At 65.1% G+C, this 25,005-nt stretch carries 28 protein-coding genes; 14 read left to right on the forward strand and 14 right to left on the reverse strand.

From position 1 onward, the window contains the following. Positions 1 to 270: 270 nt before the first annotated feature. Positions 271 to 771: a hypothetical protein gene (locus ACQP1T_RS17275; RefSeq protein ID WP_433761490.1), complete on the forward strand. Its 501-nt coding sequence runs from the start codon at positions 271 to 273 to the stop codon at positions 769 to 771. Between the two features lie 402 nt (positions 772 to 1,173). On the opposite strand, the gene ACQP1T_RS17280 is transcribed toward ACQP1T_RS17275, so the two are convergent. The 6 genes from ACQP1T_RS17280 to ACQP1T_RS17305 form a co-directional block, all read right to left on the reverse strand. Continuing rightward, on the reverse strand, positions 1,174 to 2,424 hold the full coding sequence (locus ACQP1T_RS17280) for a dihydrolipoamide acetyltransferase family protein (RefSeq protein WP_433761492.1): 1,251 nt from the start codon (positions 2,422 to 2,424) through the stop codon (positions 1,174 to 1,176). 11 nt (positions 2,425 to 2,435) lie between these two features. Further along, positions 2,436 to 3,419, reverse strand: a complete 984-nt coding sequence (locus tag ACQP1T_RS17285) for an alpha-ketoacid dehydrogenase subunit beta (protein ID WP_433761493.1) — start codon at positions 3,417 to 3,419, stop codon at positions 2,436 to 2,438. Positions 3,420 to 3,458: 39 nt separating this feature from the next. Next, a complete protein-coding gene (gene pdhA, locus ACQP1T_RS17290) occupies positions 3,459 to 4,526 on the reverse strand; it encodes a pyruvate dehydrogenase (acetyl-transferring) E1 component subunit alpha (RefSeq protein WP_433761494.1) in 1,068 nt (355 codons plus the stop codon). Between the two features lie 9 nt (positions 4,527 to 4,535). Further along, complete coding sequence (gene lpdA, locus ACQP1T_RS17295; RefSeq protein WP_433761495.1) at positions 4,536 to 5,990, reverse strand: dihydrolipoyl dehydrogenase; 1,455 nt, start codon at positions 5,988 to 5,990, stop codon at positions 4,536 to 4,538. Positions 5,991 to 6,138: 148 nt separating this feature from the next. Continuing rightward, the gene (locus ACQP1T_RS17300; protein ID WP_433761497.1) at positions 6,139 to 7,341 is read right to left on the reverse strand and encodes a PucR family transcriptional regulator; all 1,203 of its coding nucleotides are present in this window, start codon (positions 7,339 to 7,341) and stop codon (positions 6,139 to 6,141) included. An 11-nt stretch (positions 7,342 to 7,352) separates the two neighbouring features. After that, a complete protein-coding gene (locus ACQP1T_RS17305; protein ID WP_433761499.1) occupies positions 7,353 to 7,589 on the reverse strand; it encodes a hypothetical protein in 237 nt (78 codons plus the stop codon). Between the two features lie 230 nt (positions 7,590 to 7,819). Here ACQP1T_RS17305 and ACQP1T_RS17310 point away from each other — a divergent pair, with 230 nt between their 5' ends. The 12 genes from ACQP1T_RS17310 to ACQP1T_RS17365 all read left to right on the forward strand — a co-directional run bounded on the left by ACQP1T_RS17310 (position 7,820) and on the right by ACQP1T_RS17365 (position 14,729). Further along, positions 7,820 to 8,491 carry a hypothetical protein gene (locus ACQP1T_RS17310; RefSeq protein WP_433761500.1) on the forward strand — a complete coding sequence of 224 codons (672 nt, stop codon included), beginning with the start codon at positions 7,820 to 7,822 and terminating at the stop codon, positions 8,489 to 8,491. Positions 8,492 to 8,496: 5 nt separating this feature from the next. After that, positions 8,497 to 9,630 (forward strand): SRPBCC family protein, encoded by a 1,134-nt coding sequence (locus ACQP1T_RS17315; protein WP_433761502.1) that lies wholly within the window; start codon positions 8,497 to 8,499, stop codon positions 9,628 to 9,630. Further along, the gene (gene gvpJ / locus ACQP1T_RS17320; protein ID WP_433761503.1) at positions 9,627 to 10,031 is read left to right on the forward strand and encodes a gas vesicle protein GvpJ; all 405 of its coding nucleotides are present in this window, start codon (positions 9,627 to 9,629) and stop codon (positions 10,029 to 10,031) included. The genes ACQP1T_RS17315 and gvpJ (ACQP1T_RS17320) overlap by 4 nt, the downstream gene beginning before the upstream one ends. Continuing rightward, a complete protein-coding gene (locus ACQP1T_RS17325) occupies positions 10,028 to 10,789 on the forward strand; it encodes a GvpL/GvpF family gas vesicle protein (RefSeq protein WP_433761504.1) in 762 nt (253 codons plus the stop codon). The genes gvpJ (ACQP1T_RS17320) and ACQP1T_RS17325 overlap by 4 nt, the downstream gene beginning before the upstream one ends. Positions 10,790 to 10,792: 3 nt before the next feature. After that, on the forward strand, positions 10,793 to 11,047 hold the full coding sequence (locus ACQP1T_RS17330; protein WP_433761505.1) for a gas vesicle protein GvpG: 255 nt from the start codon (positions 10,793 to 10,795) through the stop codon (positions 11,045 to 11,047). Positions 11,048 to 11,061: 14 nt separating this feature from the next. Then, positions 11,062 to 11,388, forward strand: a complete 327-nt coding sequence (gene gvpO, locus ACQP1T_RS17335) for a gas vesicle protein GvpO (protein ID WP_433762235.1) — start codon at positions 11,062 to 11,064, stop codon at positions 11,386 to 11,388. Beyond that, on the forward strand, positions 11,385 to 11,777 hold the full coding sequence (gvpJ, locus tag ACQP1T_RS17340; RefSeq protein ID WP_433761506.1) for a gas vesicle protein GvpJ: 393 nt from the start codon (positions 11,385 to 11,387) through the stop codon (positions 11,775 to 11,777). Before gvpO ends, gvpJ (ACQP1T_RS17340) begins: the two co-directional genes overlap by 4 nt. Next, a complete protein-coding gene (locus ACQP1T_RS17345; RefSeq protein ID WP_433761507.1) occupies positions 11,770 to 12,561 on the forward strand; it encodes a GvpL/GvpF family gas vesicle protein in 792 nt (263 codons plus the stop codon). The genes gvpJ (ACQP1T_RS17340) and ACQP1T_RS17345 overlap by 8 nt, the downstream gene beginning before the upstream one ends. Continuing rightward, positions 12,558 to 12,791, forward strand: a complete 234-nt coding sequence (locus tag ACQP1T_RS17350; protein ID WP_433761508.1) for a gas vesicle protein — start codon at positions 12,558 to 12,560, stop codon at positions 12,789 to 12,791. The genes ACQP1T_RS17345 and ACQP1T_RS17350 overlap by 4 nt, the downstream gene beginning before the upstream one ends. Further along, a complete protein-coding gene (locus ACQP1T_RS17355; RefSeq protein ID WP_433761509.1) occupies positions 12,784 to 13,074 on the forward strand; it encodes a gas vesicle protein K in 291 nt (96 codons plus the stop codon). Before ACQP1T_RS17350 ends, ACQP1T_RS17355 begins: the two co-directional genes overlap by 8 nt. 42 nt (positions 13,075 to 13,116) lie before the next feature. Beyond that, the gene (locus tag ACQP1T_RS17360; RefSeq protein WP_433761510.1) at positions 13,117 to 13,797 is read left to right on the forward strand and encodes a tetratricopeptide repeat protein; all 681 of its coding nucleotides are present in this window, start codon (positions 13,117 to 13,119) and stop codon (positions 13,795 to 13,797) included. Positions 13,798 to 14,090: 293 nt separating this feature from the next. Further along, the gene (locus ACQP1T_RS17365) at positions 14,091 to 14,729 is read left to right on the forward strand and encodes an FHA domain-containing protein (protein WP_433761511.1); all 639 of its coding nucleotides are present in this window, start codon (positions 14,091 to 14,093) and stop codon (positions 14,727 to 14,729) included. A 71-nt stretch (positions 14,730 to 14,800) separates the two neighbouring features. Here the strand turns inward: ACQP1T_RS17365 and ACQP1T_RS17370 are convergent, their stop codons facing one another. Together ACQP1T_RS17370 and ACQP1T_RS17375 are read right to left on the reverse strand one after the other, a co-directional pair. Then, positions 14,801 to 15,463, reverse strand: a complete 663-nt coding sequence (locus ACQP1T_RS17370; protein ID WP_433761512.1) for a S1 family peptidase — start codon at positions 15,461 to 15,463, stop codon at positions 14,801 to 14,803. Between the two features lie 34 nt (positions 15,464 to 15,497). After that, positions 15,498 to 15,746, reverse strand: a complete 249-nt coding sequence (locus ACQP1T_RS17375) for a hypothetical protein (RefSeq protein ID WP_433761513.1) — start codon at positions 15,744 to 15,746, stop codon at positions 15,498 to 15,500. Positions 15,747 to 16,030: 284 nt separating this feature from the next. On the opposite strand from ACQP1T_RS17375, the gene ACQP1T_RS17380 reads away from it, so the two are divergent. Further along, positions 16,031 to 17,509: a dynamin family protein gene (locus ACQP1T_RS17380; protein ID WP_433761514.1), complete on the forward strand. Its 1,479-nt coding sequence runs from the start codon at positions 16,031 to 16,033 to the stop codon at positions 17,507 to 17,509. A gap of 6 nt (positions 17,510 to 17,515) precedes the next feature. Here ACQP1T_RS17380 and ACQP1T_RS17385 read toward each other — a convergent pair whose 3' ends face one another. The 6 genes from ACQP1T_RS17385 to ACQP1T_RS17410 form a co-directional block, all read right to left on the reverse strand. Continuing rightward, positions 17,516 to 18,940, reverse strand: coding sequence for an Hsp70 family protein (locus ACQP1T_RS17385; RefSeq protein WP_433761515.1), 1,425 nt, complete (start codon positions 18,938 to 18,940; stop codon positions 17,516 to 17,518). A gap of 136 nt (positions 18,941 to 19,076) precedes the next feature. After that, positions 19,077 to 20,921, reverse strand: a complete 1,845-nt coding sequence (locus ACQP1T_RS17390) for a dynamin family protein (protein WP_433761516.1) — start codon at positions 20,919 to 20,921, stop codon at positions 19,077 to 19,079. A 65-nt stretch (positions 20,922 to 20,986) separates the two neighbouring features. Beyond that, positions 20,987 to 21,769, reverse strand: a complete 783-nt coding sequence (locus ACQP1T_RS17395; RefSeq protein WP_433761517.1) for a hypothetical protein — start codon at positions 21,767 to 21,769, stop codon at positions 20,987 to 20,989. Positions 21,770 to 21,993: 224 nt separating this feature from the next. Further along, a complete protein-coding gene (locus tag ACQP1T_RS17400) occupies positions 21,994 to 22,920 on the reverse strand; it encodes a DUF4344 domain-containing metallopeptidase (RefSeq protein ID WP_433761518.1) in 927 nt (308 codons plus the stop codon). 156 nt (positions 22,921 to 23,076) lie between these two features. Next, on the reverse strand, positions 23,077 to 23,865 hold the full coding sequence (locus ACQP1T_RS17405) for a DUF4344 domain-containing metallopeptidase (protein ID WP_433761519.1): 789 nt from the start codon (positions 23,863 to 23,865) through the stop codon (positions 23,077 to 23,079). A 518-nt stretch (positions 23,866 to 24,383) separates the two neighbouring features. Next, positions 24,384 to 24,920, reverse strand: a complete 537-nt coding sequence (locus ACQP1T_RS17410) for a VOC family protein (protein ID WP_433761521.1) — start codon at positions 24,918 to 24,920, stop codon at positions 24,384 to 24,386. Positions 24,921 to 25,005: the final 85 nt, after the last annotated feature.

Genomic DNA, 25,005 nt, shown 5'->3' on the forward strand with positions numbered 1-25,005 from the left:
CGGCGTGATGGCGAGGGCATACTGGGCGAGCCGAAGCTGCACCGAGGAGAGACAAGACCCGAAGGGCCCGTTGTGATCAGTGCGATCGTCGCTCGTTGTTGCCGAACTTGCTACACAACCGGCCGGCTGCCCGCGTCGGCGGTGCGGCGAGCTCGCTCGCCGATACAGCTATCCGCGTAACGGCGAAGCGATTCGGCCGCAACAGCTGGATTGCCTGTCGACGGCGACGAATTCCCCTCACTCACACGCTTTCTCACTTCGGAGGAACGGATGAATCCATGGACGGAGCGGCTCTGCGTCAACCGAGTCGCTATTGTGTGCGCCTCGGTCCTGATCGCACTGGCGGCGGTCGCATCCTTCATGTTCGGACACCATCTGGCACGGTTGGCCGGAACGCCACCGATCATCGCGTGGCTCTGGCCGATTGTCGTGGGCCTCACGGTATTTCAGATCGCGTACTGCTACGTGATGGTCGGAACGTTGCCGTACCGGACCGGAATCATCCGACTGTATTTCGGGATTCTGCTGCTCGGCGGTGTCGCGGCCGCCGTGGTCGGCAACGCGTTCAACGCAACGGATCCCGGTGAGCTTCCGCTGATCGCGAAAGCGGCCGTGGGCGCGGTTCCGCCGCTGTGCCTGCTGCTGGTTGTCCTGAACACCTCGATCTTCTTCAGCACGACCAAACCGTGGCTGCACGGTGCGGACAATTTCTCCCCACGCGCAGCAGCCGAGACGCCCGTTGTCGACGCAGCCGGACGTCTTCTGTCGTAGCGTCAGGCCGCACGGCTGCTCAGACCCAGAGTCGATGACAAGGGAGGGGCCGCAGAGCTTCGCGCATATCCCGGTCGATCAGAACCGTCGCCAGTCGCAGTGCGTAGATGGCCCTCGCGAAGGTGTGCGCCGCCAGGGACTCTGCCCGGTAGTGCAAGGGCGGCCAACCCGGAAACTGGATTGCGACATGGCATTGCATCGCGGCTAGTACACCGTTTCGTCCAGAGGTGCAGCTAGGAACGATAAATCCGAAATATGACCGAGTTCATCCCGTTGCGTTTGTAGGTTCCTCCAAGGGCACGTGACATTCGTCCGACTTGTCCCCACTCGGGAGCGCGGACTAGTTGCCTTGGGCAACTAATCTGATGTGGTAGCCGCGACCTGGCGCGAAGGCCCGTCACATCAGGTGATGATGCGCAGGGGATGTTCCAGGAGTTCGGTCAACTGCTGGAGGAACCGCGCGGCGGTGGCGCCGTCGATAGCTCGGTGGTCGGCGGAGAGGGTGACGCGCAGGATGCTGCGGGTGACGACCTGGGAATTGTCGAGGCGTAGTTCGTCCTTGGCCGCGCCGACAGCGAGGATGGCGGATTCGGGTGGGTTGATGACGGCGGTGAATTGTTCGATACCGAACATGCCGAGGTTGGAGATGGTGAAGGTGCCGCCGCTCATTTCGTCGGCGCGGAGTTTGCGGTCACGGGCGCGTTCGGCTTTATCGCGGGTTTCGGTGGCGATTTCGGAGATGGGTTTGCGGTCGGCGTCGCGGATCACCGGGACGAGGAGTCCGGCGGGGGTGGCGACGGCGATGCCGAGGTGAATTCCGCGGTGGCGCAGGAGTTTATCGTCGGCGATGGAGACATTGACGGCGGGGTCGGTGCGCAGTGTGGTGGCGACCGCTTTGACGAGTAGATCGTTGACACTGACCTTGGTTTTGCCTGCTTGTTCGAGGGTGCGGTTGATCTCCGCGCGGAAGGCCAGCAGGTCGGTGACGTCGATGGCGCTGGTCAAGTAGATGTGCGGGGCTTGCTGTTTGCTCTCGGTGAGGCGTTTGGCCGAGACCTGCTGGATAGTGCTGAGCGGGATCTCGTCGTAGTCGCCCACCGGGGCCGAGGAGGCGACCGGCGGTGCGGCGGGAGTGGATTCGTCAGTGCGGTGAGCGGATTCGACATCCTGGCGGGTGATCCGTCCGCCGGGTCCGGTACCGGTTACGGTGGCGAGGTCGACGTCGAGTTCACGGGCGATCTTGCGCGCCAGTGGTGAGGACTTCCTACGGGTCTCTACCGCTGAGGAGGCATTTTCCGCCGCCGCGATCGGATTATCCTGTGTACCAAGGCTTCTCGACGCGGCGCTCTTTTCCTTCACCGCATTATTCGATGCCGCGCTTTCGGCAGCAGGGTTCGGTACGGCCGTCGCGGATCCGGTTCCGTCACCGATCAGCGCGATGGTGTTTCCGATCGGGACCCGCGAGCCGGGCTCGAACAGAATCTGCTCCAGGACCCCGTCCTCGTAGGCCTCGAGTTCCATCAGTGCTTTATCGGTTTCGATTTCGGCGAGGATATCGCCGCGGCTGATCTTGTCGCCGACCTGCTTGAGCCAGGCGACGACGACGCCTTCTTCCATGGTGTCGGAGAGGCGGGGCATGATGATGTCGGGCATGTGATGTCCTCTCAGCGGCGTCGGCCGACGGCCGCGAGTGTTTCCGCGGCGGCGGTGTACAGGGATTCGGCGGACGGCAGCGCGATCTGTTCGAGGGTTTTGGCGTAGGGCAGCGGGACTTCCGCGGCGGCGACCCGCCGGACCGGCGCGTCGAGGTAGTCGAAGGCGCCGTCGGAAATGGAGGCGGCGATTTCCGCGCCGATGCCGTAGGTGAGCCAGTCGTCTTCGGCCACCACGGCGCAGCCGGTCTTGCGTACCGAGTCGACAATGGTGTCGCGGTCCAAGGGGCGCAGGCTGCGCAGGTCGATGACCTCGGCCGAGATCCCCTCGGCGGCCAGGCGTTCGGCGACCTGGGTGGCGATGGTCGCCATGCGCGAGTAACCGATGAGGGTGATGTCGGTGCCCGTACGTGTGATGGCCGCCTTGCCGATCGGGGCGGGCGGAAGATCCTCGGGTACTTCGCCTTTGGTGTTGTAGAGGGCGAGGTTCTCCAGGAACAGCACCGGGTCGTCGTCCTCGATCGCGGCGCGCAGCAGTGCCCGCGCGTCGGCCGGAGTGCTGGGCGCGACGACCTTCAGTCCGGGCACGAACGCGTAGTACAGCTCGATGTTCTGCGAATGGGTTGCGCCGAGTTGTTGGCCGCCGCCGCCGGGAGTGCGGATCACCATCGGGACACTGGTCTGTCCGCCGAACATGCCGTAGATCTTGGCGGCGTGGTTGACGATCTGGTCCAGTGCCAGCAAGGAGAAGTTGATCGTCATGAGTTCCACGACCGGGCGCAGGCCGAGCATGGCTGCGCCGATGGCCGCCCCGACGAATCCCTCTTCGGCGATCGGGGTATCGCGGACCCGCTTTTCGCCGAATTCGGCGAGCAGTCCGGCGGTGATCTTGTAGGAGCCCTCGAAGACGCCGATCTCTTCCCCGATGAGCAGGACGTCGTCATCGCGACGCATCTCCTCGCGCAGGGTTTCGCGCAGCGCTTCGCGATAGGTCATGACAGGCACGGTGGTGTCCTCAGCGGTTGCGGGAAGGTTTCAGAACAGCGGATCGGCGGGTAGCCGTCGGGATTCACCGGCCACCGGGGTGGCGTAGGTGTAGTCGAACAGGCTGGTCGGCTCGGGGTGCGGACTGGCGTCGGCGAATGCCACTGCGGCGTCGACCCCTTCGCTCACCTCCGCTTCGATGGCGGCGACCGCGTCTTGGTCCAGGAGACCGGCGGCGATCAGCTCGCGCTGTAGCCGCGCGACCGGATCGGATTCGCGCGCGGACGAAACCGCTTCGGCACTACGGTATTTCGCTGGGTCGACGACCGAATGCCCCTTGAGCCGGTGGCTGACGGCTTCCAACAGGGCTGGCTTTCCCTCCCGGCGAGCGGCTTCCACCAACTCGGTGGCGATATCCCGTACCGCGAGCACATCGGTCCCGTCGACTCGTTCGCCGCGCATCCGGTATGCGCTGGCCCGCTTGTAGAGGTCGGGTTCGGCGGAGGACTGTTCGACGGTGGTGCCCATGCCGGTCTGGTTGTTGATCACCACGAAAACTACCGGCAGGTGCCACAGTGCGGCGATATTCAGCGACTCGTGGAATGCGCCGATATTCGTTGTGCCGTCACCCATTTGGCAGACCACCACATCGTCGCCGCCACGGTAGTCGATGGCCAGTGCGGCGCCGACGGCCAAGGGCAATTGGCCGCCCACGATGCCGTAGCCGCCGAGCAGTCGGGTCGCGGTGTCGAACATATGCATCGAGCCGCCCCAGCCCTTGGAGGTGCCGGTGGATCGGCCGTAGAGCTCGGCCATCACCCGGCCGGGCTCGATGCCTTTGGCGATCGCGTAGCCGTGTTCGCGGTAGTTGGTGAACAAGTAGTCGGTCGGGCGCATCGCCGCGGCGAGTCCGACGACGGTGGCTTCCTCACCGAGGTTGAGATGGCAGTAGCCGCCGATCTTGGCCTGGGTGTAGCCCTGCGCGGTGCGCTCCTCGAAGCGGCGCACGAACAGCATGTCGCGGAAGTAGCCGCGCAGTGTCTCGGGATCGGTACCCGCGAATGCCTTGCGGGCCGCGGCCTTCGACGTGGGTTTCCGGGGTGCGGTGGTCGTGGTCACGGTGACTCCTCAGCGTTTGCGTGGCGCGATGTGTACGGGCAGTCCGAGTCCGGCCAGGGCCGCCTCCATGCCGATCTCGCCGAGGGTCGGGTGGGCATGGATGGTGTTCGCCAACTCGTCGAGCGTCGCCTCGAGCGAAATCGCCAGTGCGCCTTCGGTGATCAGGTCGCTCGCCGAGGGCCCGATGATGTGCACACCGAGGACCTCCTGATGCTGTTGCCCGGCAATGATTTTCACGAAACCCTCGGTCTCGCCGAAGGTTTTGGCTCGACCCAGGGCCGCGAACGGGAAGCGCGCGGTGATCACCTCGTGCCCGGCGGCACGGGCGGCGGCCTCGGTGAGTCCGACGCTGGCGATCTCCGGATGGGTGAAGGTAGCCGCCGGGATCACCGTGTAATCGATATGGGCCCGGTGTCCGGCGATCACATCGGCGGCGGTGAGGCCTTGATGGGAGGCGACATGCGCGAGCAGCGCCCGACCGGTGACGTCGCCGATGGCGTACACGTGCGCGGTACCGGTACGCAACTGCTCGTCGACGGTGATGAATCCCCGGTCGTCGGTGGCGATCGCGGCGATATCCACACCGAGGTCGGCGGTGTTGGGTCGTCGACCGACACCGACCAGTACGACGTCGGCATCGAGCTCGCGCGCCTGTGGGCCGTCCACAGTCACGCGCAGCGTTCGATTCGACTCTTGTGCAATGGATTTCACTGTCGAACCGGTGAGCACCGTGATGCCGCGCTTGCCGAAGGAGCGGCCCAGCGCGGCCCCGATATCGGTGTCCTCCGCGGGAACGAGCCGTTCCTGCATTTCCACGATCGTGACGTCGGCGCCGAAGGTGGCGAACAGGCTGGCCCATTCGGCGCCGACCGCGCTGCCGCCGATGATCACCAGCCGCCTCGGCACCTCGGTCAACCCGAACGCGCCGTCGGAGGTGATCACGCCCGGCAGGTCGGCGCCCGGAATCGGCAGCCGAGCGGGCACCGAGCCGGTCGCGATGATCACATCACGGGCACTGACCTGTCGGATCGGCGTGGTCGGGGCGGCGGCGTAGCGCGGGCCTTCAGGGCCGACGGGGGAGGGGCCCACCTGGTGCACCTCGACGGTGGTGGGATCGATGAAGCGCGCATGGCCCTCGATGACCGTCACCCCGTTGGCCGCGAGCAAACCCGCGACACCGTCGGTGAGTTCCTTGACGATGCCATCCTTGCGCTGACGCACGGCGGCGAAATCGAAGCGCACATTGTCGGCGTAGACACCGAAATCCGCTGCGGCGCTGACGGTCTGGAGAACTTCCGCGGATCGCAACATGGCCTTGGTCGGAATGCAGCCCCAATTCAGGCAGACCCCGCCCGGCCGTTCCTTCTCCACCAAGGCGACCGTCAAGCCGTGCTGGGCGGCGCGGATGGCGGCCACATAGCCGCCGGGGCCGCCGCCGACCACCAGAAGATCGAAGTCCGGCACTCGTGGTGCTCCTCGTCTCGAACGATTTCGACTCGGCACGGGTATGGCGCGAGTCATCATCGACGAGTCTCGTCACCACCCAGCGCACAAACAATCACTCCTGAGCCCAGGAAATCGGTCTCGAGAATGGGCGCTGAGCCCAATTCCGCTATCGGTACTCTGCCGACGCGCCGAGTTGCAGCGCCGCGAGCGCGAGCGAGAGCTCCAGGTAGGAACGCTGCCCTTCGAGCGGACGATCGAGCAGGGTCGAGAGGCGTTGCAGCCGGTTGATTACGGTATTGCGGTGGCAATGCAGACGCGGCGCGGCATTGGCCGCCGAGCAGTTCTCCGCCAGCCACACCGCGAGGGTGTGCAGCAGCGAGTCGCGCTCTTTGGACGGGAGCGCCAGCACCGGGCCGAGGGTTCGGGTGACCAGCAGCTCGGTCAGGTCGGGCGACCGGACCAGCAGCGCTTCCGGATAACGTTCGTCAAGAGCGACCAATCCCGTTGCGTCCCAGGGCATTGTCTGCATCGCGATCAGGGCTAGGGCGTGCGCGGAATCGACATCGGCGAGTCCCCCGACGGCGGGCGAGACTCCGGCCAGTCCGCGTATCTGGGGGCGAAGATGAGTAAGCACGGTAGCGCTGTCGTGACGGGCCAGCGACACCAACCCGATCGTGGCATCCACCCGGTCATGCCATACCGACCGAATCCCCAACGCGCCCAATGCGGTTTCGGTGCCCGCGCGCAGCGGCCGCCCCTCGCCGCCGCGGACCGCGACCACCAGATACGCACCCTGGACGGGCAGGTTCAGCTCGCGCGCCACCCGCGCGGCGAAGGTCGCATCATGCGCGCGCCCGGCGAGCAGATCCTCGATCAGCGCATGCCTGCGGCGCTCGTCGCGGCGCACCTGTTCGAGTTCGGCATTGCGATACGAGGTGACCAGCGCCGAGGACAACCCATCGATCACCGTCCACATCGCGGTACCCGCCTCGCGGATCTCCCGCGCCTCAATCGCATCGGCCTTGTCCAGCAACGCCTCCCACACGATTCCGCCGCCGAGCCGGAAGGTGCGCAGCATCGCCTCCAACGGCACCGCCTGCGCCGCGCGATGCCTGCCGATCGCCGCGGCCACATCGTCGTGTTCGGGATCGGTCGCCGCCCCGCCGAGGAGATCCAGAATCCGGGTCAGATATTGCCGACACCCTTCCTGTAACTCCCTGCGCGGCACCGAGGTGTAGTCGGTCCACTCCGGGTTGTCGGTGAAGATCGCCGATAGCAACCGCCGGGTCAGCACTGGAATCTCCGCCCGGCAGGCCGCGGCCAACTTTCGCGTACCCGCAGTGGCGACCGGGTGCTGGGGTGTAGCCATACCGGTCGACGCTACTCAGCGCCGTCGCGGGTTGTCTCGTCGGCGAGACGTTGCGGGTAGGCGGCGAATTGGCGGCGGTAGCGTTCGGGCAAGGACGCGGTGAGCCGATCGAAGCATCGACGCTGCGAGTCCTGGGACGCGGTGAGCCGGTCTCGACCGTTGTCGGTGAGCGTCAGGACTACTCGCCGCCGATTGTGTGCGGAGTCGACCCGGGTGAAATACCCCGCTCCGACGGCATCGCGGACCATCCGGCTGGCGCCGGAAGGTCCAGGCTGGACCCGGCGCAGATCATTGTCCGGGTGAACCTCGAAGTCCGACCGCTTTCGCGGGCCGCACCCATGGACCTATCCGGTAACCAGGAATACGCTGAAGTTTGCCGAATGTTCTGCGTCCCGATCCATCCCACTCTGGGCGTCGTATCTCGGACGTCCCAGCTTCGCTGATGCGTTCGGATGTCGAGGCGAGCAAGGAGTGAGCCGTGAAAGGTGGAGTAAGAATTGCGATAGGGGTGGGCATCGGGTATGTGCTGGGGCGCACGCGAAAGATGCGCTTGGCATTGGCGCTGGCGGGTGCGGCAATGTCGAGGCGGTCGGCCGGAACGTCGGGGGATCTGCTCGAGCGCGGGACATCGTTGCTCAAATCGTCGCCGGAGCTGACCCAGATCACCGATACCGTCAAGAGTGAGTTGCTGGGCGCTGTGCGCTCCGCCGCGGTCACCGCAGCGAGCAACCGCATCGACGCACTCAACGCCCGGTTGCAGCAGCCCGCGATACTCGATTCGGAGGAGGACCGAGGCGAGTCACGGGAGCCGGATTCGGACGAGGACGAGCGGCCCGAGGAAGAACTGGCCGAAGAAGAACCCGCCGAAGAAGAACGCGCTGAGGAAGAACCGGCCGAGGAAGACGAAGACGAGTACGACGAGGACGATTCCGAGCGAGCCCGAGACGAGTACGACGAGGACGATTCCGAGCGGCCAAGCGCGCGCCCGCGGGCACGCCGCACGCGTACCGCCGGGCGCAGGACGGCCTCCCCGACTTCGGACCGTGCGCCCGGCTCCGCCGACCGGAAGGCGCCATCGCCCCGTCGACGCCGTAGTCGCGCCGAAACCGATGAACCCGATGAAGCGCCCGTGCGACGCACGAGGAGATGAGGCCGATGGCGGCCAAGACATTGCGTGATACGACGGCCCGAGTCGGTAAGAAGGGCGTCGAGTCCGCTGGCCGGGCCACCAAGGCCGCGACCGGGGCGGGATCGACCATCCAGCGCAAGGCCCAACAAGCCGTCCCGACCAGCCCCCTGCAGCAATCGGTGCAGAATCTCACCGCAACCCTGGCCGCACGCGCGGCTGCCGGGCTGTCCGGCAAGGTATCGAAGACCGCCGACCGGCTCAATCAATACGCCGACGACGGCGGGGGAAGCCTATTTTCGGCGTTGACGGGAGTGGAAAAACTCAGCGTGGGCGCCCTACCACTGCGAGCTTCGATGAGTGCGGGGATGGACAAGCTGAAGCACACCGTCCGCGACAACTTCGAAGCGGCGAAGGAGTCGATGACCCGCGGTAAAGGCAAGGGGGGCGGCAAGCAGCGCAAACTGACCAATATCGTCGAGCACCTCGATCTCGGCGTTCCGATCGACCTGGCCTATGACCAGTGGACCCAGTTCGCGGATTTTCCGAAGTTCGCCAAGAAGGTCGAGCAGGTCGAGCAGGTCTCGGACGAGAAACTCACTTGGACCGGCAAGGTCTTCTGGTCCAGGCGGACTTGGAAATCCACGATCGTCGAGCAGGTGCCCTACGAGCGAATCGTGTGGCGTTCCGAAGGCGCCAAGGGTTACATCGACGGCGCGGTGAGCTTCCACGAGATCACACCGGGCCTCACCCGCATTCTCGTGGTGCTCGAATACCGACCGCACGGAGTCTTCGAGAAGACAGCCAACCTGTGGCGCGCGGCCGGTCGCCGGTGCCGCCTGGAACTGAAGCAATTCGAGCGGCACGTCATGACCGAGGCTGTGCTGCATCCTGATGACGTCGTGGGCTGGCACGGCGAGATCCACGACAGCAAGGTCGTCAAGGACGACGAGACCGCACGGCGCGAAGAAGACGCCGAGGCCGAAACCGTCGACGACGAAGACCGAGACGAAGAGGAAGGCACGGACGAGTCCGACGAGTTCGACGAGGACGAGCAAGGCGAGGACGAACAGCCCGCGCCCGCCCCACGCCGCCGTCGCTCGGGCTCTCAGCGCCGCACTACAGCGGCGCGCCGGTCGAGCGAGAGGAGAGCACGAACATGACCATCGAACCCGCAGGCGGTGGCGGAACCGGCACCATGGCGCGCCCGAATTCCTCCAGCCTCGCCGACGTTGTGGACACGATTCTGGACAAAGGCCTGGTCATCGACGCGTTCGCGCGCGTGTCGCTGGTCGGCATCGAATTGGTGACCGTCGACGCCCGAGTCGTAGTGGCCAGCGTCGACACGTATCTGCGCTTTGCCGAGGCGGTCAACCGGCTCGAAATTTCCACCAGTGAACCCAAGGGCTTGACCGATATCGTCGGCGAGGTCACCGAAGGCGCGAGCAAACACAAGACGAAGGGTGCGCTGGAGGCGGCGGGCGAGAAAGTCAAGGGCTTCCTCGACGACGTCGAGGAGAGGCGCCAGACAGCGCCCCGGTCTTCCAGGCGCAGGGAGGAATGATGACCACCGGCCACGCCCTGTACGTCTATGGAATCGTGCCCGCAGATGTGGAGCCGCAGCCGCATGCCAGTGGTGTCGGCGATCCCCCGAGCAATGTCGAAGTGGTCCGGCACGGCGAGATCGCCGCGCTGGTCAGTGACATCACCACCGATCGCCCGCTCGGCGAGCCCGATGACCTCGCCGCGCACGCCAAGCTGCTGGACGAGTCGGCGGCCGTGGTTCCGGTGCTGCCGTTGCGTTTCGGCGCGGTGATGACCGATGCCGGGGCGGTGGAGAACGAGTTGCTCGGGGAACACGAGGACGAGTTCCGGGCCGCCCTGGCTGAACTGGAGGGTCGCGCACAGTTCGTGATCAAGGGACGCTACGTCGAGAATGCCGTCCTGCGTGAACTCGTCGAGGAAAACGCCGAAGTCGCCCGGTTGCGCGAGGAGATCCGCGACAAACCCGAAGACGCCACCCGCGATGCCCGGATCGCGCTGGGCGAGATGATCAATCAGGCGATCGAAGCCAAACGCGCCGAGGACACCCGCAGAGTGATTTCCGAACTCGACGAGTTCGACCCGCTCGTCAACCAGCGCCAGCCCACCCACGAGGAGGACGCGGTCCATATCGCGGTCCTACTCGACAGGGATCGGCAAGGCGATCTCGAGGATGTGTTGCGCCGGATCGCCTCGGATTGGGACGACCGAGTCGAACTGTCCCTGCTCGGACCTATGGCGGCCTACGACTTCGTGACCAAGCAGGCACCCGAGAGCTGAACCATGGGTCTGGTCTCAGCGATCTTGTCGTTGCCCCTCGCTCCGGTGCGCGGCGTGATCTGGCTGGGCGAACTGATCCAGGACCAGGTAGAGCAGCAGCTACAAAGTCCCGCAGCAGTGCGGCACGAACTCGAGGAGATCGATGCGGCCGCGGCCGCCGGGCGCCTGTCCGAAGACGAGCGGAAACAAGCGCAGCGGGCCGTTCTGGATCGCCTCCGGCCCGAAGGCGACACGACGGCGAACACCCGGAAGGAGTGACTCGCGTGGCACGCATGACCACTCCCGAAAACCCCGAGAATGTGGACTCGGTGTCGGACGAGCCGCCTCCCATCACCGCGGCGCAGGCCTCGGCCGCGGCAATCGAGATCCTCGTGGAGCTGACCTCCAAGCACGTGGAGGGAGTGACCTCCATGGAGCCCATCGAGGACGGCTGGCTGGTCGAGATGGAGGTGCTCGAGGATCGCCGTATCCCGTCATCGGGGGACATGTTGGCGCTTTACGAGCTCGAGCTCGATTTGGACGGAGGTCTGCTGGCCTACCGCAGAACCAGGCGCTATTACCGCGGCAGCACCGATATCGGCGGAAGAGATCGACGATGACGGTGGTCGGTGGCGGCTCGTCCGAACCGCAGCCGTTCGGAGGCGGACATCACTCGACGAATCTCGCCGACATCCTCGAACGGGTGCTCGACAAGGGCCTGGTGATCGCGGGCGATATCCAGGTGAATCTGCTCGACATCGAATTGCTCACGATCAAGCTGCGACTGGTCATCGCGTCCTTGGAAACGGCCAAGGCGGTGGGCATCGACTGGTGGGAAACCGACCCCTGGCTCAACAGCAAGGCCCACACACTCGAGCGGCAGGATCACGACCTCGAACTGGAGAACCGGGAACTGCGCGACCGGATCGCCGAACTCGAGGCAGGACGCGAGGTCCCGCAATCTATCGAACGTCGCCGCGAGCCCAGGGAATCGAGGCGGCGTGACTGACGAGTTCGGTGTCTGGCTGTACGCGGTGACCCGCGCCGCGGACGCCGCGGCGGACTCCGGCTCGATGACCGGCGTGGCGGGCGAGCGGGTATGCACGGTGGTTTCGGATGTGCTGGCGGCGTTCGTCGGATCGGTGCCGCTCGCGGTATTCGGGGAGCAGCCACTACGGCGGAACCTGGAGGATCTGGACTGGCTGGCTGCGACGGCTCGCGCGCACGACGCGGTCGTGTCGGCCCTGGTGCGCCGCGGACCGACCGTCCCGCTGCGCCTGGCCACTGTCTTTCTCGACGACGAGCGGGTGCGCGAACTGCTCGACGCGCGGCGCGCGGACTTCGTCGCAGCGCTGACCCTGGTGACCGGACGCACCGAGTGGGGCGTGAAAGCCTACACCGACCGCGCCGCCCTCACCGCCGCCGTGGCCGATGCCCGGTCGAGCATGGGGGCCGAAAAGGGCAGGGGCACAGCCTATCTGGCCCGTCGCCGGGCGGAACTGTCTGCACAGGCGACTGTGGAACGCGACGCGGCGGAGCGGGCCGAGCAGATCCACGCCAGCTTGGTCCGACACTCCGCCGCGGGACGTCGCCAAGCGGCGACAGATCCGGCGCTGAGCGGACGCCGCGACTGGATGGTGCTCAACGGCACCTATCTGGTCGATGACGACCGCGCCGACGACTTCGCCGCGACGGTACGTGAACTCGGCGAGGAATTGCCCGGCATCCGACTCGAAATCACCGGTCCGTGGCCGCCGTATTCGTTCGCGGGCGTTGACCAGGAGCCGATATGAGACCGGCCGACCAGAGCGTCGACGGCGAGCGCCGGGTCGCACTCGTCGATCTGTTGGACCGAGTGCTGGCGGGCGGGGTAGTCATCACCGGCGATATCAGGCTGGCCATCGCGGACGTCGATCTGGTCGCGATCTCGCTGCGCGCCCTCATCTCATCCGTCAGTACGTTATCTGTCTCCGCGGTCGAATCCGCGGCACACCCCGAACTGGAACCGCCCCGAGATGGATGAAATCGGTGGCATTCCACCGCGTATCGATACCAACCCCGAATCCGTCGAGCGCGGTCTGGTCACGCTCGTGCTCACACTGGTGGAGCTGCTGCGGCAGCTGATGGAACGGCAGGCCCTGCGACGCGTGGACGCGGGCGATCTGACCGAGACCCAGATCGAACGCATCGGCACCACCCTGATGCTGCTCGAACAACGCATGGACGAGCTGCGCGACCATTTCGGCCTCACCCCAGAAGATCTCAACATCGACTTGGGCCCCTTGGGAAAGCTCCTTCCCGACTAGCAGGGTGATGCAATAATCCTCGGCGATACCATCACCGCTCTGTTGGGGGAGCATGGGGACGAGAAGAGCTTTGCTGCAAGCGGGTCGCGCGCCCTGTCCACCAGTCTGTCGGCGCGCTGGTCGCACTACACCGCGCTGCATCGACTGCACGCCGAGCCGCCGAGTCCGACCGTGCTGTCCGAGTCGGCCGAGCAACTGGAAGCCGCCTGGTGGCTGCTGCCGCGCACGGATCTGGCCGGGGTGGTCTGCGCGCTGATCAACCTGGCCGTCGTCCACCTGCATCAGGGTCGGCTGGACGCCGCCCAGGACCGCCTGGAATTGGCCGAATCCCTGACTCGCGACGGCCGCGACCCCGCAGGTCGTGCCCAGACGCATGAAACCCTTGGCGTCCTGTGGTGGACCCGTGGTGAACCCCGCCGGGCGCTTCGGCACTGGCAACACGCCCTCACCGCCTACCGCGAGCTCGAAGACGATCTCGGTACCGGCCGCTGCCTCCAGCACCTCGGATCGGCGGTCGTCCTGGCCCCCGAACACGGTGGTCTGCTGCTGGGGAACGACCCTCCGCTCACCCGCGCCGAAGTACTCCGCCAAGCGGGCGGCTGGCTGGCGGCCGCCCGCCGACTACATCCGGCGGCCCTGCACGCCGAACACTATGCGCGCCAAGCCGGTTCGACGTTGCACACGGTGGATCGCTGGCCGCTGCCCGCCCCGGATCCGCAATAAACGGAGCAAGCTACCACCTTGGGGCATAGTCGCGACCGAACGAACAACCCGATATCCCGCTAACCGCACCATGGTGTGGAATAGCGGCAGAAATCGGACCGGTGGAACGATCAGCCCCCCACCCCGTGCATCAAGTTAGTTGAATTCGCACAAATTGCCGGCAGAAAGGCGCATTCTGAGTCATACAAATCGGTGCCCGCAGTTCACGACGTACCTCGGATTGGGAACGACGCATCATGTCCACGTCATACGGACAACAGGCACTGCGTCCCGGGCCGTACCCAGACGCAGGCGTGCATGCGCGCGAACAGTCAGCCGGGGGTGGCACCCTGTCGCACCGGATCGGCCAGGGAAATTGGCAGGAGATTCCGCTCGATCGCGACGCGCACAGTGTGACAATCGGGCGGTCGGAGGCGGCCGACATAACCGTGGGCGCCGACGCGACCGTCTCGCGCCTACACGCGATTATCGAGCGGGTGAGCGACTACTGGGTCGTCATCGATAATGGGCTGTCGACAAATGGGACCTTCGTCAACGGCGAGCGCGTCGACGGTTGTCGCAAACTCGAGTCCGGCGATACGATCCGCTTCGGGAAATCGGTATTCATCTTCACGGACGACGACCACCCATCCGAAGATGAAGTAACGATCGCCCAGAGCAGCCTGCCCACCCGGAGCGCGCTGACCGACGCGCAATATCTAATTCTCGAGGCCTTGTGTCGCCCGTACGACGCTCGGACCGGATTCACCTATCCCGCATCGAACTGGCAGATTGCCCACGAACTCTGTCTCAGCGTCGCCACGGTCAAGACCCACATGCGGGCGCTGTTCAAAATATTCGACGTCGAATCCTTCCCACAGAACAAAAAACGCATGTTTCTGGTCGAACGCGCGCTCGAGAGCGGCGTGATCGTCAATCACCACGGACGGTAGGACTTCGGATGTTGTGCGTCGCGCACCCAGTGGGCCGCGCGGCAACTCGCTCGGTCCGGCACGGTCGACAGCTAGATCGGATGGAAACCCGCTCCGATGTCACCGCGCGCGTTGACGTCGTCCATGATTGCGGCGATATTCGCTCCGAGTTCCGGTCCAAGGCACGGCACTCTCAGGTATCCGTTCACCATGCCGACGAGCGTTGTTCCGACCACGACCGGCGCGCCGGAGTCACCGGGCAGGACACATATCTGCGTCCAGGTCCAGGTGTTGGTCTGGTACACGTCTCCGTAGGCCAATCCGCAGGTCTGGCCCGTCGTATAGCCTTCCTTGCACGCGATGTCCGGGAACTGTGCCGGACCGCCCAATCGGGTAATCGTCGTATTACCCACGCGATTCACAGGTACGACCTTGTCCGGGTCGAACACAATGACGGCATAGTCCATATTGGGGTTCGAGTAGGCGAAGTTGCCGACGACCCCGGCATCACGGTTGGCTTCGGCGATGATCGTGGTACCCGCGTCATTGCAGTGACCCGCGGTGATCCCGACAAGCCGACCCGCGGCATCGTGCCCGATCGTGGTGAGCGTGCAGACGCCGAGGTCATCGACGATGATGCCGGAACCGCCGCCCAATACCGCCGGGCCTGTGGCATGCGCAGTGCCTGCTTGCACCCCGGCCAGCGCTGCGCATGCTGCGAGCACAGTCGCAGCCCTCGCGAGCTTCCTGAACATGTCCAATCCAATCGCTCGAGCTGCAACTATCCGGTTATACGAGGCAGATGCCCGTGCCGAACGGGAAGATCGGCGGAATGAAGCAGACCCACCACAGGAATGGGTTCCACCACAAGAAGGCGGGATCGGTCGCCTGTGGCAGTTGTTCTGAAGCGGGCGCCACTTGGACAGGCGCAGGCGGATTGGCCGGGGCGGGATCGGCGGTAGCAATGCCTGAGCCGAGGGCAATCATCGGTGCGAGCGCTGCCGTTGCGACGGCTGCGCGAATTTTGGTGCTCTTCATGTTCGTTCCTTCGACTGGGTGCTTCAGGGACGCCCTCGTCCGTCGAAGGCTTCCCGCACATGAACACCACCAACTCTCCTCGTAGAATGCGCGGAAGATCATCCTCCCCCGGGTTGGAAACCCTCAGACCTCGGGTTGTGCCTGGGACCATCGGTGATGGTCACGGCAGAGAAAGAAGTGTTGGGTACGCGCGGCGGGTGCGATGGCGCGATGATGTTCGGTATGGGTGAAACCATGCTGGGCGACGCTTCGCGGCAGCCGGAGCGGGTTACCCGGGTGCCGATATGAACACCGCGGCGCCGATCGCGCGGGTCGACAGAATCATCGAGCAAGCCCATCGCGTCTACTTCGGCAACCGTGCCGCTACCGACCCGCTGGAGGAAGGGGCGCGACGGCTGCACGAACCGCTGCGCATCGCACTGGCCGGTGCCGTCAAGGCCGGAAAGTCGACACTTCTCAACGCACTCGTCGGCCAAGATATCGCCCCGACCGACGCCACCGAGTGCACCCGGGTCGTGACCTGGTATCGGCACGGCGCCACCCCGACGGTCATCGCACGGCTCGCGGGCGGCCGGTCGGAGTATGTGCCGATACAGCGAGCCGATGGTGGTCTGACCTTCGACCTCGGCAAGCTCATGGCGGCGCAGGTCGATCGAATCGATGTCGACTGGCCGGTGCCCCGCCTGGCGCGCACCACGATCATCGACACCCCAGGAACCACCTCATTGTCGAGGGACGTATCCGCGCGCACACTGCGGTTGCTGACTCCGGATACCGGCTCCGCCGGAGCCGACGCGGTGGTCTATCTGTTTCGTTCCCTCGATGATTCCGACCTCGCACTGATTCGTCAGATCGGCGAGCATGTCGGCGGTAATGCCGGTCCGCTCGGCATCATCGGCGTCCTGTCTCGGGCGGACGAACTCGGCGCGGGCCATCCGGACGCAATGCACTCTGCCCGCGCGGCAGCCAAAGAATTCACTCGCGAATTGGAAATGACGGGTCTGTGTCAGGCGGCCGTACCGGTCGCGGGTTTGCTCGCCTTTACCGCGAAAACGCTGCGGCAGAGCGAGTTCGTGGCCCTTCGCCAGCTGGCCACCGTGGCACCGGCCGATCTGGAATTGGCCATGCTCTCGGCCGATCGATTCCAGCACGCGGATTATCTGCCGATCGATTGTGCGGCACGACAGCATCTCGTCAGACGTCTCGGTCTGTTCGGAATCAACATGGCGCTGACTCGATTACGGGGCGGTGCCAGCACTTCGGCGGCTCTGGTCGACGAACTGATCGCCCGCAGTGGCATCGGCGAACTCGAGCGTGTCATCGACATTCAGTTCGGTCAGCGCGCCGACGAATTGAAGGCACATACCGCGCTGCTGATGCTGCGGCAGATATTCGATGCCAACCGGGGTCCGCAGGCCGCACCGCTGCGCGGGGAGGTGGCGACACTGCTCGCGAATGTGCACGGTTTCGAAGAGCTCCGCCTGCTCAGTCGCCTCCGCTCCACCGAGACAGCGTTATCCGAGCACGAACTCACCGATCTGCAACGGGTGATCGGCGGTCGCGGGACCGGACCAGCCGAACGCCTGGGAATCGAACCATTCGCGGTAGCGGGCCTCGGCCAGGACATCGCATTGGCGGAGATCCGGCGATGGCGAACCCGTGCCGAACACCCACTCGCGGATCAGTTCACGGCCAATGCCTGCATTGTGGCGGCACGCAGCGCCGAAGGGGTGCTGAGCGAGTTGCGGCGGGGTGTTCGATAGGACCGCTTATGAAACATGCCTGCTGGGGTAGGGGAGCGGGGTAGTGGTCTCGGTAGACGGAGCCGGATTGGTAACTTGCTCGGTTACCGTGGGCTGCGGCTCGGTCTTCGGCGCGCTGTGCGCGACAATTCCGACAACGGCCGCGGCGAGCGTCGCGATCGCAGCGGCGGCGAGCAGCGCTTGTTTACGACGCCGACTGCCGACCTTTTTGCCGCCTCGGGGTGATTGCGGGGCTGCCGAATTCGCGGGTGCGATGTCCGCCGGCGGCACGGTACCGGCCGGAGCGGCATACCGAGCCGGTACGGGCGATTGCGGCGGGATAGGCGATATCGGTGCCGGCATGGCTTGCGGCGATACCGGTGCCGACGGGGCGGCACTTGCCGAAGAACGCGCGAGCAGCGCAGCGCCATTCGCCGATGTGAGGCCGGGTTCGGATTCCGCGATCACCGGCACGTGGAACTCCGCGGACAACACCTCGGTGACGAGCGGGGTCGCCGACGCGCCACCGGCCAGCACCACCGCTCGCACATCACGAGCTTCGATTTCGTTGGTGCGCAAGGCTTCTCTGACGTACTCGGCCGAGCCCACCACCTGCGCCCTGATCAGGTCCTCGAGTTCGGAGCGGACAAGTCGCACATCGTGACGCACCGGTCCCAGCTCCACCTCGACCACCGCGGCCGTTTCGGTGGACAGCGTCTCCTTGGCCTGCCTGCAGCGCAGCCGCAATTCGTTCAGCGGCGCCAGCAGGGCGGGCGCCGCCAGATCGAGGTCGCCGAGGTCGCCGTCGAGGCCGCGCAGAACGTGCCGCAAGATGGCGTCATCGATGTGCTTACCACCGAATTCCGCGCTCCGGACGGTCCTGCCGACCTGTTCGGTACCGCGGGCCACCGAGACGCTGAGGCCGTTGCCGCCGAGGTCGTACACCACCACGGCGCCGTCCGATGGCAAGCCACGTGTGGACTGGACTCGAGCGAGGATCGAGCCGACCTCGTCCACTAGTGCCACGCCGGTCATGTCCATCCGGTCGAGCGCCGCGCGAAGCGCCTGCACGCCCTGTGGCTTCCAATAACTGGGGTAGGTCGCCGCGATGGTGGGAGGCCCGGCGAAGGCACCGGCGGAATACCGTGTCAGGTACTGGACCGCGCTGGCGACGAGCTTCTCCGGCCGATGGGCGGATCCGTCGGCGGCGACGAGATCGATCGGGTCGCCGACGCGGTCCACGAACCCGGTGACCACCAGTCCCGGGTGCACCGGACGGGCGCCGCTACCGAGCGGAGACAGCGTCGGTGCCATGCCACGAGTCATGACCAACGTCGCCGGGTGCCGGGTCGTCTGCAGGCGCTGGGCGCTGCGCCCGGAACCTCCGGTCGCCGCGTCGGCTGCGGTGACGAAATCGGCCGTGCCGATCTTGATGCCAAGACTGCCGGACATGCACACCTCTCGGTTGATGGTCGCTCGGGATTTGCTCTTATAAATCTCCCGCACGGACGGACCGTCGGCCATATCCCCAAGAGGTGAGCCGGACCCCCGAATGGGGTGAGGTTCGTTCACCCAAGGTGGAGTCGGTTTACCCGCCCTGCGCCTGCGCGGTTCGCAGTCGGGCGGCGCCTTCGCGAATCCTGGCGAGTGCGGCCAAGTTCTGCTCGACTTCCGCGGCACGCTTCTCCCGCGCGGCGACCTCCATGCCCGCCGCGTCCTGTGCAGCTTTCATCGAGCTCTGCGCCGACGCCAAGGCCTGCTCGGCCGACTCCTTGAAGTGATCGCGCAGCTCCCGCTGCATGCTACGGAGGCGGTCACGGGAGAGCTTGTGCACCTGGAAGGACACGTCGTCGACGTACTTGCGCAGCGTCAGCTGAGCGATGTTGCGGCGGCGTGCCATTCGTCCGGCGCGGTCCTGCTGATAGGCCTTCACACCGATCACGATTCCGGCTCCGATCGTGATCGGATTCATCATGGCCGCGCCGACCATGGTCGCGCCCATACCGATCATCATCGCGCCGCTATAGCCGCTGCGAACCGCGGTCAGGCCCCGATCCGCCAGCGAAACCTTCCAATCGCGCAGTTCGCCGATCTGTAGCCGGGGGTCGATGAGATCGCCCTCGCAGATGGCTTCGAGCGCGGGCAGATCGATGTCGTTGCCGTCGACCGCGAACGATGCCGCCACCCGCTCGGCCAGTGCCTGAGCGGATTGGTACGCCCAGACGAAATTGTCGCCGACCGCCGCGCTCACCTGCTCCTGCACCCAGTCAGTCAGCAGCGGCCACTTCTTGTCCGGATCGCCGTCCGCGAGCTCGGACTCGATGTGCTTGTTGATGCCGCGCAGCCGTTCCCGAAGGTCGTGATCGATCTCGGAATTGAGGTCCGCGACGCCGTCGTTCAAGACTTGCTGCCACGACCGCGCCGATTTGGCATGCGCGTCCGACATCTCCTTGCGAGCCTTCAACTCGGCGGCCATTCGTTGCTGGAAGTCCGGGTCCCGCAAGGCATTCAATTCCGCCTCGAACGGCACGGTCAGATGGTGCGCGACAGCTTCGAGATCCCGCGCGATGCGGACGCGCCGCTTGATCGCGATGTCCGCGAGGCCCTCGGTGCGTAGGAACGCCAGCAGGTCGGGATAGCCGGATTCGGCATTGAGGTCCTTGTCGCGCAAGCGCACCGCATGGCCGCGCAGCGTCGACGAAACCGGAATGATCCGGCAGCCGACCCCGGCATCGGCGAGATGGCGGCGGTCCGCGTCCGCGATTCGCCGCCATTCGGGGTAGATGTCGATCTTGGTCAATGCGATGACGGCGGCGGGGCACAAACCGATCACCTGCTGCACGAACCGAAATTCGGGTTCGGTGAACTCCTGGCTGGCGTCGGTGACGATGATGACGGCATCGGCCAGCGCCACCTCGTTCAGTACTCGCGGAACATGCCGCTGGCCGATGCCGCCGACACCCGGGGTATCGATGAGCGCCAACCCCTTCGGCAGCGTCGCGGTACTGATGCCGATCTCCGCGCACACCACTTGGCCGCCGCGCGCGCGGGGGGACTTCGCCAGATCGGATTGCAGTTCATCGAATGGCAGCGGCGCCGGGACGGGTGTTTCGGCGTGCGGCATCTCGACTACCAGCTTCGCGACCGGTTCGTCCGCGTGCCCGACTACGGTGACCACCGAGGTGGCTCGACGGTCACCGACAACGCAGACCTGCTCGTTCAGCAGGGCGTTGATCAGCTGGCTCTTGCCCTGCTGGCGCGATCCGACAACAGCGACGCGCATGGCGGCGTCGGCGGATCGGCGCCGCACGGCTTGGAGGGTGCGGAGCAGGTCTTCCCGATCCGCCGACTGCGCGAGCCGAATCAACCAATCGAACAGGGGCGGGACGGCAGTGCTGCCGTCGTCCCGGGCCTCGGCTGCTGGCTTACCCATTGGAGCTGTCCTCCGTTCGGTGCGCCGAGCCGATCCACCCGTTGGGAGTTGATCGGCTCGCATGCTCAGAACATGTCCATGGCGTCGGCGATGGTGTCACCGATATCGGCCAAGGGCCCCTCGGAAAACACGTCTTCCGTCGCACCGCCCATGCCGAGGCCGTCGGAACCCGTGTTGTAGATGTCATCGGACGGCAGGTTGTCCATGGACAGATCGTCGATCGGTTGCTGGTCCATGGGTTGCTGGTCGGTGGGCGGTTGCTGTTCGGTGGGTGGTGCCTGGTCGACAGGGAGTTCGATGCCGGGAATTTCGATCGGCCCTGGCGGCTGTTCGATGGGTGGCTGCTGGTCGGTGGGCGGTTGCTGTTCGGTGGGTGGCGCCTGGTCGACAGGGAGTTCGATGCCGGGAATTTCGATCGGCCCTGGCGGCTGTTCGACGGGCGGTTGCTGGTCGACAGGCGGTTGCTGATCAACCGGTGTCTGTTCGATGGGCGGCTGTTGCTGATCCACCGGTGGCTGGTCGACCGGCAGCTCGATGCCCGGAATTTCGATCGGTCCCGGCGGTTGTTCGAGACCGGGGACCCCGCCCAGCTGATTCATGATGTCGTCGAATCCGGGAATCTGGCTCAGCTGGGCCGACATATCCTGCGGATCCGTCGGGGCGCCACCGCAAGCGGGGGCTCCGCCCAGTTGATTCGTGATGTCGTCGAATCCAGGAATCTGACTGAGCTGGGCTGCCACGGCCTGCGGATCAATCGTGGCGTCGCCGACGACGGGCACCTCGCTCGGGGCCGAGATCTGGGCCGCTGCGTCGAATGGGTATTCCTGTGGCAATTCCTTGTCCTCCATGGGTGTCTGTCGTCGAATTGTGGATGGGGCCAATCCACGTCTGGACTTCCCGGTACCAATGGCTCGTGATCTATGGTCCGGGCATACGACGGCAGGAAATAGACACCTGAGGTGGAGCAAATCCACACCCTTGGCGGCGGGCATTCGCCCCGAAGGTGAATGCTGTGGCCGCCCGCGAAGTCAGCCGCTTCCATGGTCGTAGCGAAAGCGGGAAGATGACACGCCTAGCGCGTTGGGGTGGTGGAATGCGTTTGGGTGGTGGAGGAAGGTGTTCCACTCGGGGTTTTGCTGGCGGCGGGGACGCCGAGGCTGGTCTTGATATACGGGTTCAGCAGGGACTCCCACGCCGACTTCATCCTCTTGTATTCGTCGGGACACCCGGCGGCGCGCTGATATGGCAGGAACCCCTTTACCTCTGGGTCACCAGGTTTGTTCACCAGCACGTCCAGCGTGTCGGGTTGGGAGCCGTAGGCCCAGCACTCCAGGTTGTAGGCGCGTACCTGACTGAGCGAGTGTTCGTCGGCGAAGGAGCGCGCATCGAGACTTTCCGGATCGTCGGAGAGGGCGAACCAGAAGTCGGCCGCCGCGGCCACGCCTGCCGCACCGAGGGGACCGGGGATCGTCAATAGGACCAGGGTGCCGAGCTGGTCCGCGGAGTCCTCTTCGCGTCCTGTCGAGGGGAGAGAATACAGGTTGATCGCCATGTGTGCGGACTCGTGGAAGGTGATCATGCGGGTTATGCCGTCGAAGTAGAGGTTGAAAATGTCAGTAGTCCCCAACTGCTCGGTAGGTTGCTCTGCCTGTGCCTTCGCATATCTAGCGGCGACCGCGAACATCTCGTAACAGAGGACGAGCGACTGGTTCTGTGGATCCCAGTAGGCATTGAAATTGCCACATTCCTTGGCGATGACGGGAATGTCCTTGGGTAGCTTGTACATCGCCTCGAGGGAATCGGTCAGATCTTCGAGGACCTTGTTGTTCTGAATGGCCTCTTTGCCTTCTTTGGCAAGGTCCGAAGCCATCGCACGTTCGTATTTGGGCACGAACGTTCCGGTGTCCGACACCTTGCTCGCGGTCGCGGCGCTGGTTGTCCCCTGTGACGCGGGCTTTCCTTCTTTATCCGATGAACACGCCGTCGTCGCCGCGGCCACTATGGCCACCGCGCCGGCCCATCGACACCATGTGGGAATCATTGCAATACGCCTCTCCGAATCGCAGGTGCCCGCTACGCGATGATTGCTGATGGCACCATTGCGGCCGCGTAACCAGGTGGCGAAGGCGGTTCGTCTGGTTCGCGGACGACTCACCTAGCGGGTAGGGGTGGTGGGAGAATGAGTCGCACTCGCGGTTGGGGTGCTGGTCGCGCTCGGGGGAACGCCGAGGTTGATCTTGATATATGGCTTCAAAAGGGTCTCCCATGCGGCCTTCATCCGGTTGTACTCATCGGGACACCCGGCAGCGCGCTGATATGGCAGCTCCCCCTTTTTGTCCGGCGCACCCGGTTTGGCCACCAGGGCGCCGAGCGTATTGGGTAGGGCGCCGTAATCCCAGCACAACAGGTTGTAGGCGCGTACCTGGTCGAGGGAGTGTTCGTTGGCGAAGGCGCTCGCCTCGAGACTTGCCGGATCGGCGGAAACGTCGAACCAGAAGTCGGCCGCCGCGGCAACGCTGCCGACACCGATGGGGCCGGGGGTGGTCAATTCGAGTAGGGCGCCGAGTTGGTCCGCGGAGTCCTCCTCGCGTCCCGTCGCGGGCAGCGAATACACATTGATCGCCATGTGTGCGGACTCGTGGAAGGCGATCATGCGCGTTACGCCGTCGAAGTACAAATTGAAAACGTCGGTGGTTCCCAGGGACTCCGTTGGTTCCGTAGCCTGCAGCTGCGCATATTTCTTGGCGGTCGAGAACATCTCGTAACAGAGGGTGATCGACTGGCTGTCCGGGTCCCAGAAAGCGTTGAACTCGCCGCATTCCTTGCCGATGACCGGAATATCCTTGGGCAGCTTGTAGATCGAACCCAAGGCGTCGGAAAGTTCTTCGAGGACCTTGTTGTCCTGACTGACCTGCTTACCGTCCTTGGCCCAGTCCGAAGCCATCGCACGTTCGTATTTGGGCACGAACTTTCCGGTGTCCGCCACCTTGCTCGCAGTCCCCGCGCTGGTCGTCCCCTGCGACGCTGGCTTTCCATCTTCGTCCGATGAACATGCCGTGGTCGCCGCAGCCAGAAGGGCCAGCGCCCCAGCCCATCGATACCATTTGGGAATCATTGGAATACGCCTCTCCAGATCGCAGGGCGCCCACTACGTTGTGATTGCTGAATGGTAGCAAGATCGAGTGTGCGGCACGTCGGGTTTTCCTCGTATGGTCGAGGCGTCATCTCGCGCGGCATCGTTTTCCGAGGTAGTCGGCAATCTGTCACGCCGCTTGGCCCTGGCTGTCCGTTCTCTCGGTCATGTCGACCTGCGGGAATTGCATTGCTGTCGCGTAACCGGCTGATGGCGTCGACGCAATCGGAGATGTCATAGACCGAAAGCAGACCCGCACCAGCAGGAAGGGCGCGCCGTGCCGACCAGCAGCTTGCGAGTCGGAGTCAAGGCCTATGTGGCTCAGCCTGTTAGTCGGCGGTCGTGCCCGCGACGAAGCGTTGCCAGACCGCATGGTCCATACGCGGTCCGCCCGGTGTGTCCGCACCATATCGGGTGATCTCCGCTGCAAGATCGAGCGGCAGGGTCGGCGCGGTCATCCCTCGCAACTCGTCCTCGATCGCGGCATCCGGCACCAACCAGCACACCTCGAATTCGATGCCGTCGGGATCGATCCCGTACAGCGCCTTGGTAACCGCGTGATTCGAGGCTCCGGTCAGCGCCTCCGCCGCCCGCAGCGCATCCTGTATCCGGCCGAGCTCGCGCAGCGTGTCCACCTCCCAGGCCAGGTGGTACAGCCCGACCCGTCCGCCGCGATGCGCGACGGTCGGTTCGGCGGATCGGAACAAACCGAGGTCATGGTCGTTGGCCGAACCGGCCGCCTGCAGAAAGACTCCACCCGGAATTGCGCCGACCTGTCGGAACCCGAGGACCTCGCGATAGAAAGTGGCCGAGCGCTGCACATCGGAGACGAACAGCACGGCGTGGTTCAGGCGGTGGATAGGCACGAAAGTCGCTCCGTTTCCTCGGTGCCGTGGCGGGACGCACCGTCGCATCGGTGCTCCACTTCACAGCGCCTCGGGTTGACCTTCA

The organism is Nocardia sp. CA-135398 (assembly GCF_050955845.1).
Classification (GTDB): Bacteria; Actinomycetota; Actinomycetes; order Mycobacteriales; family Mycobacteriaceae; genus Nocardia.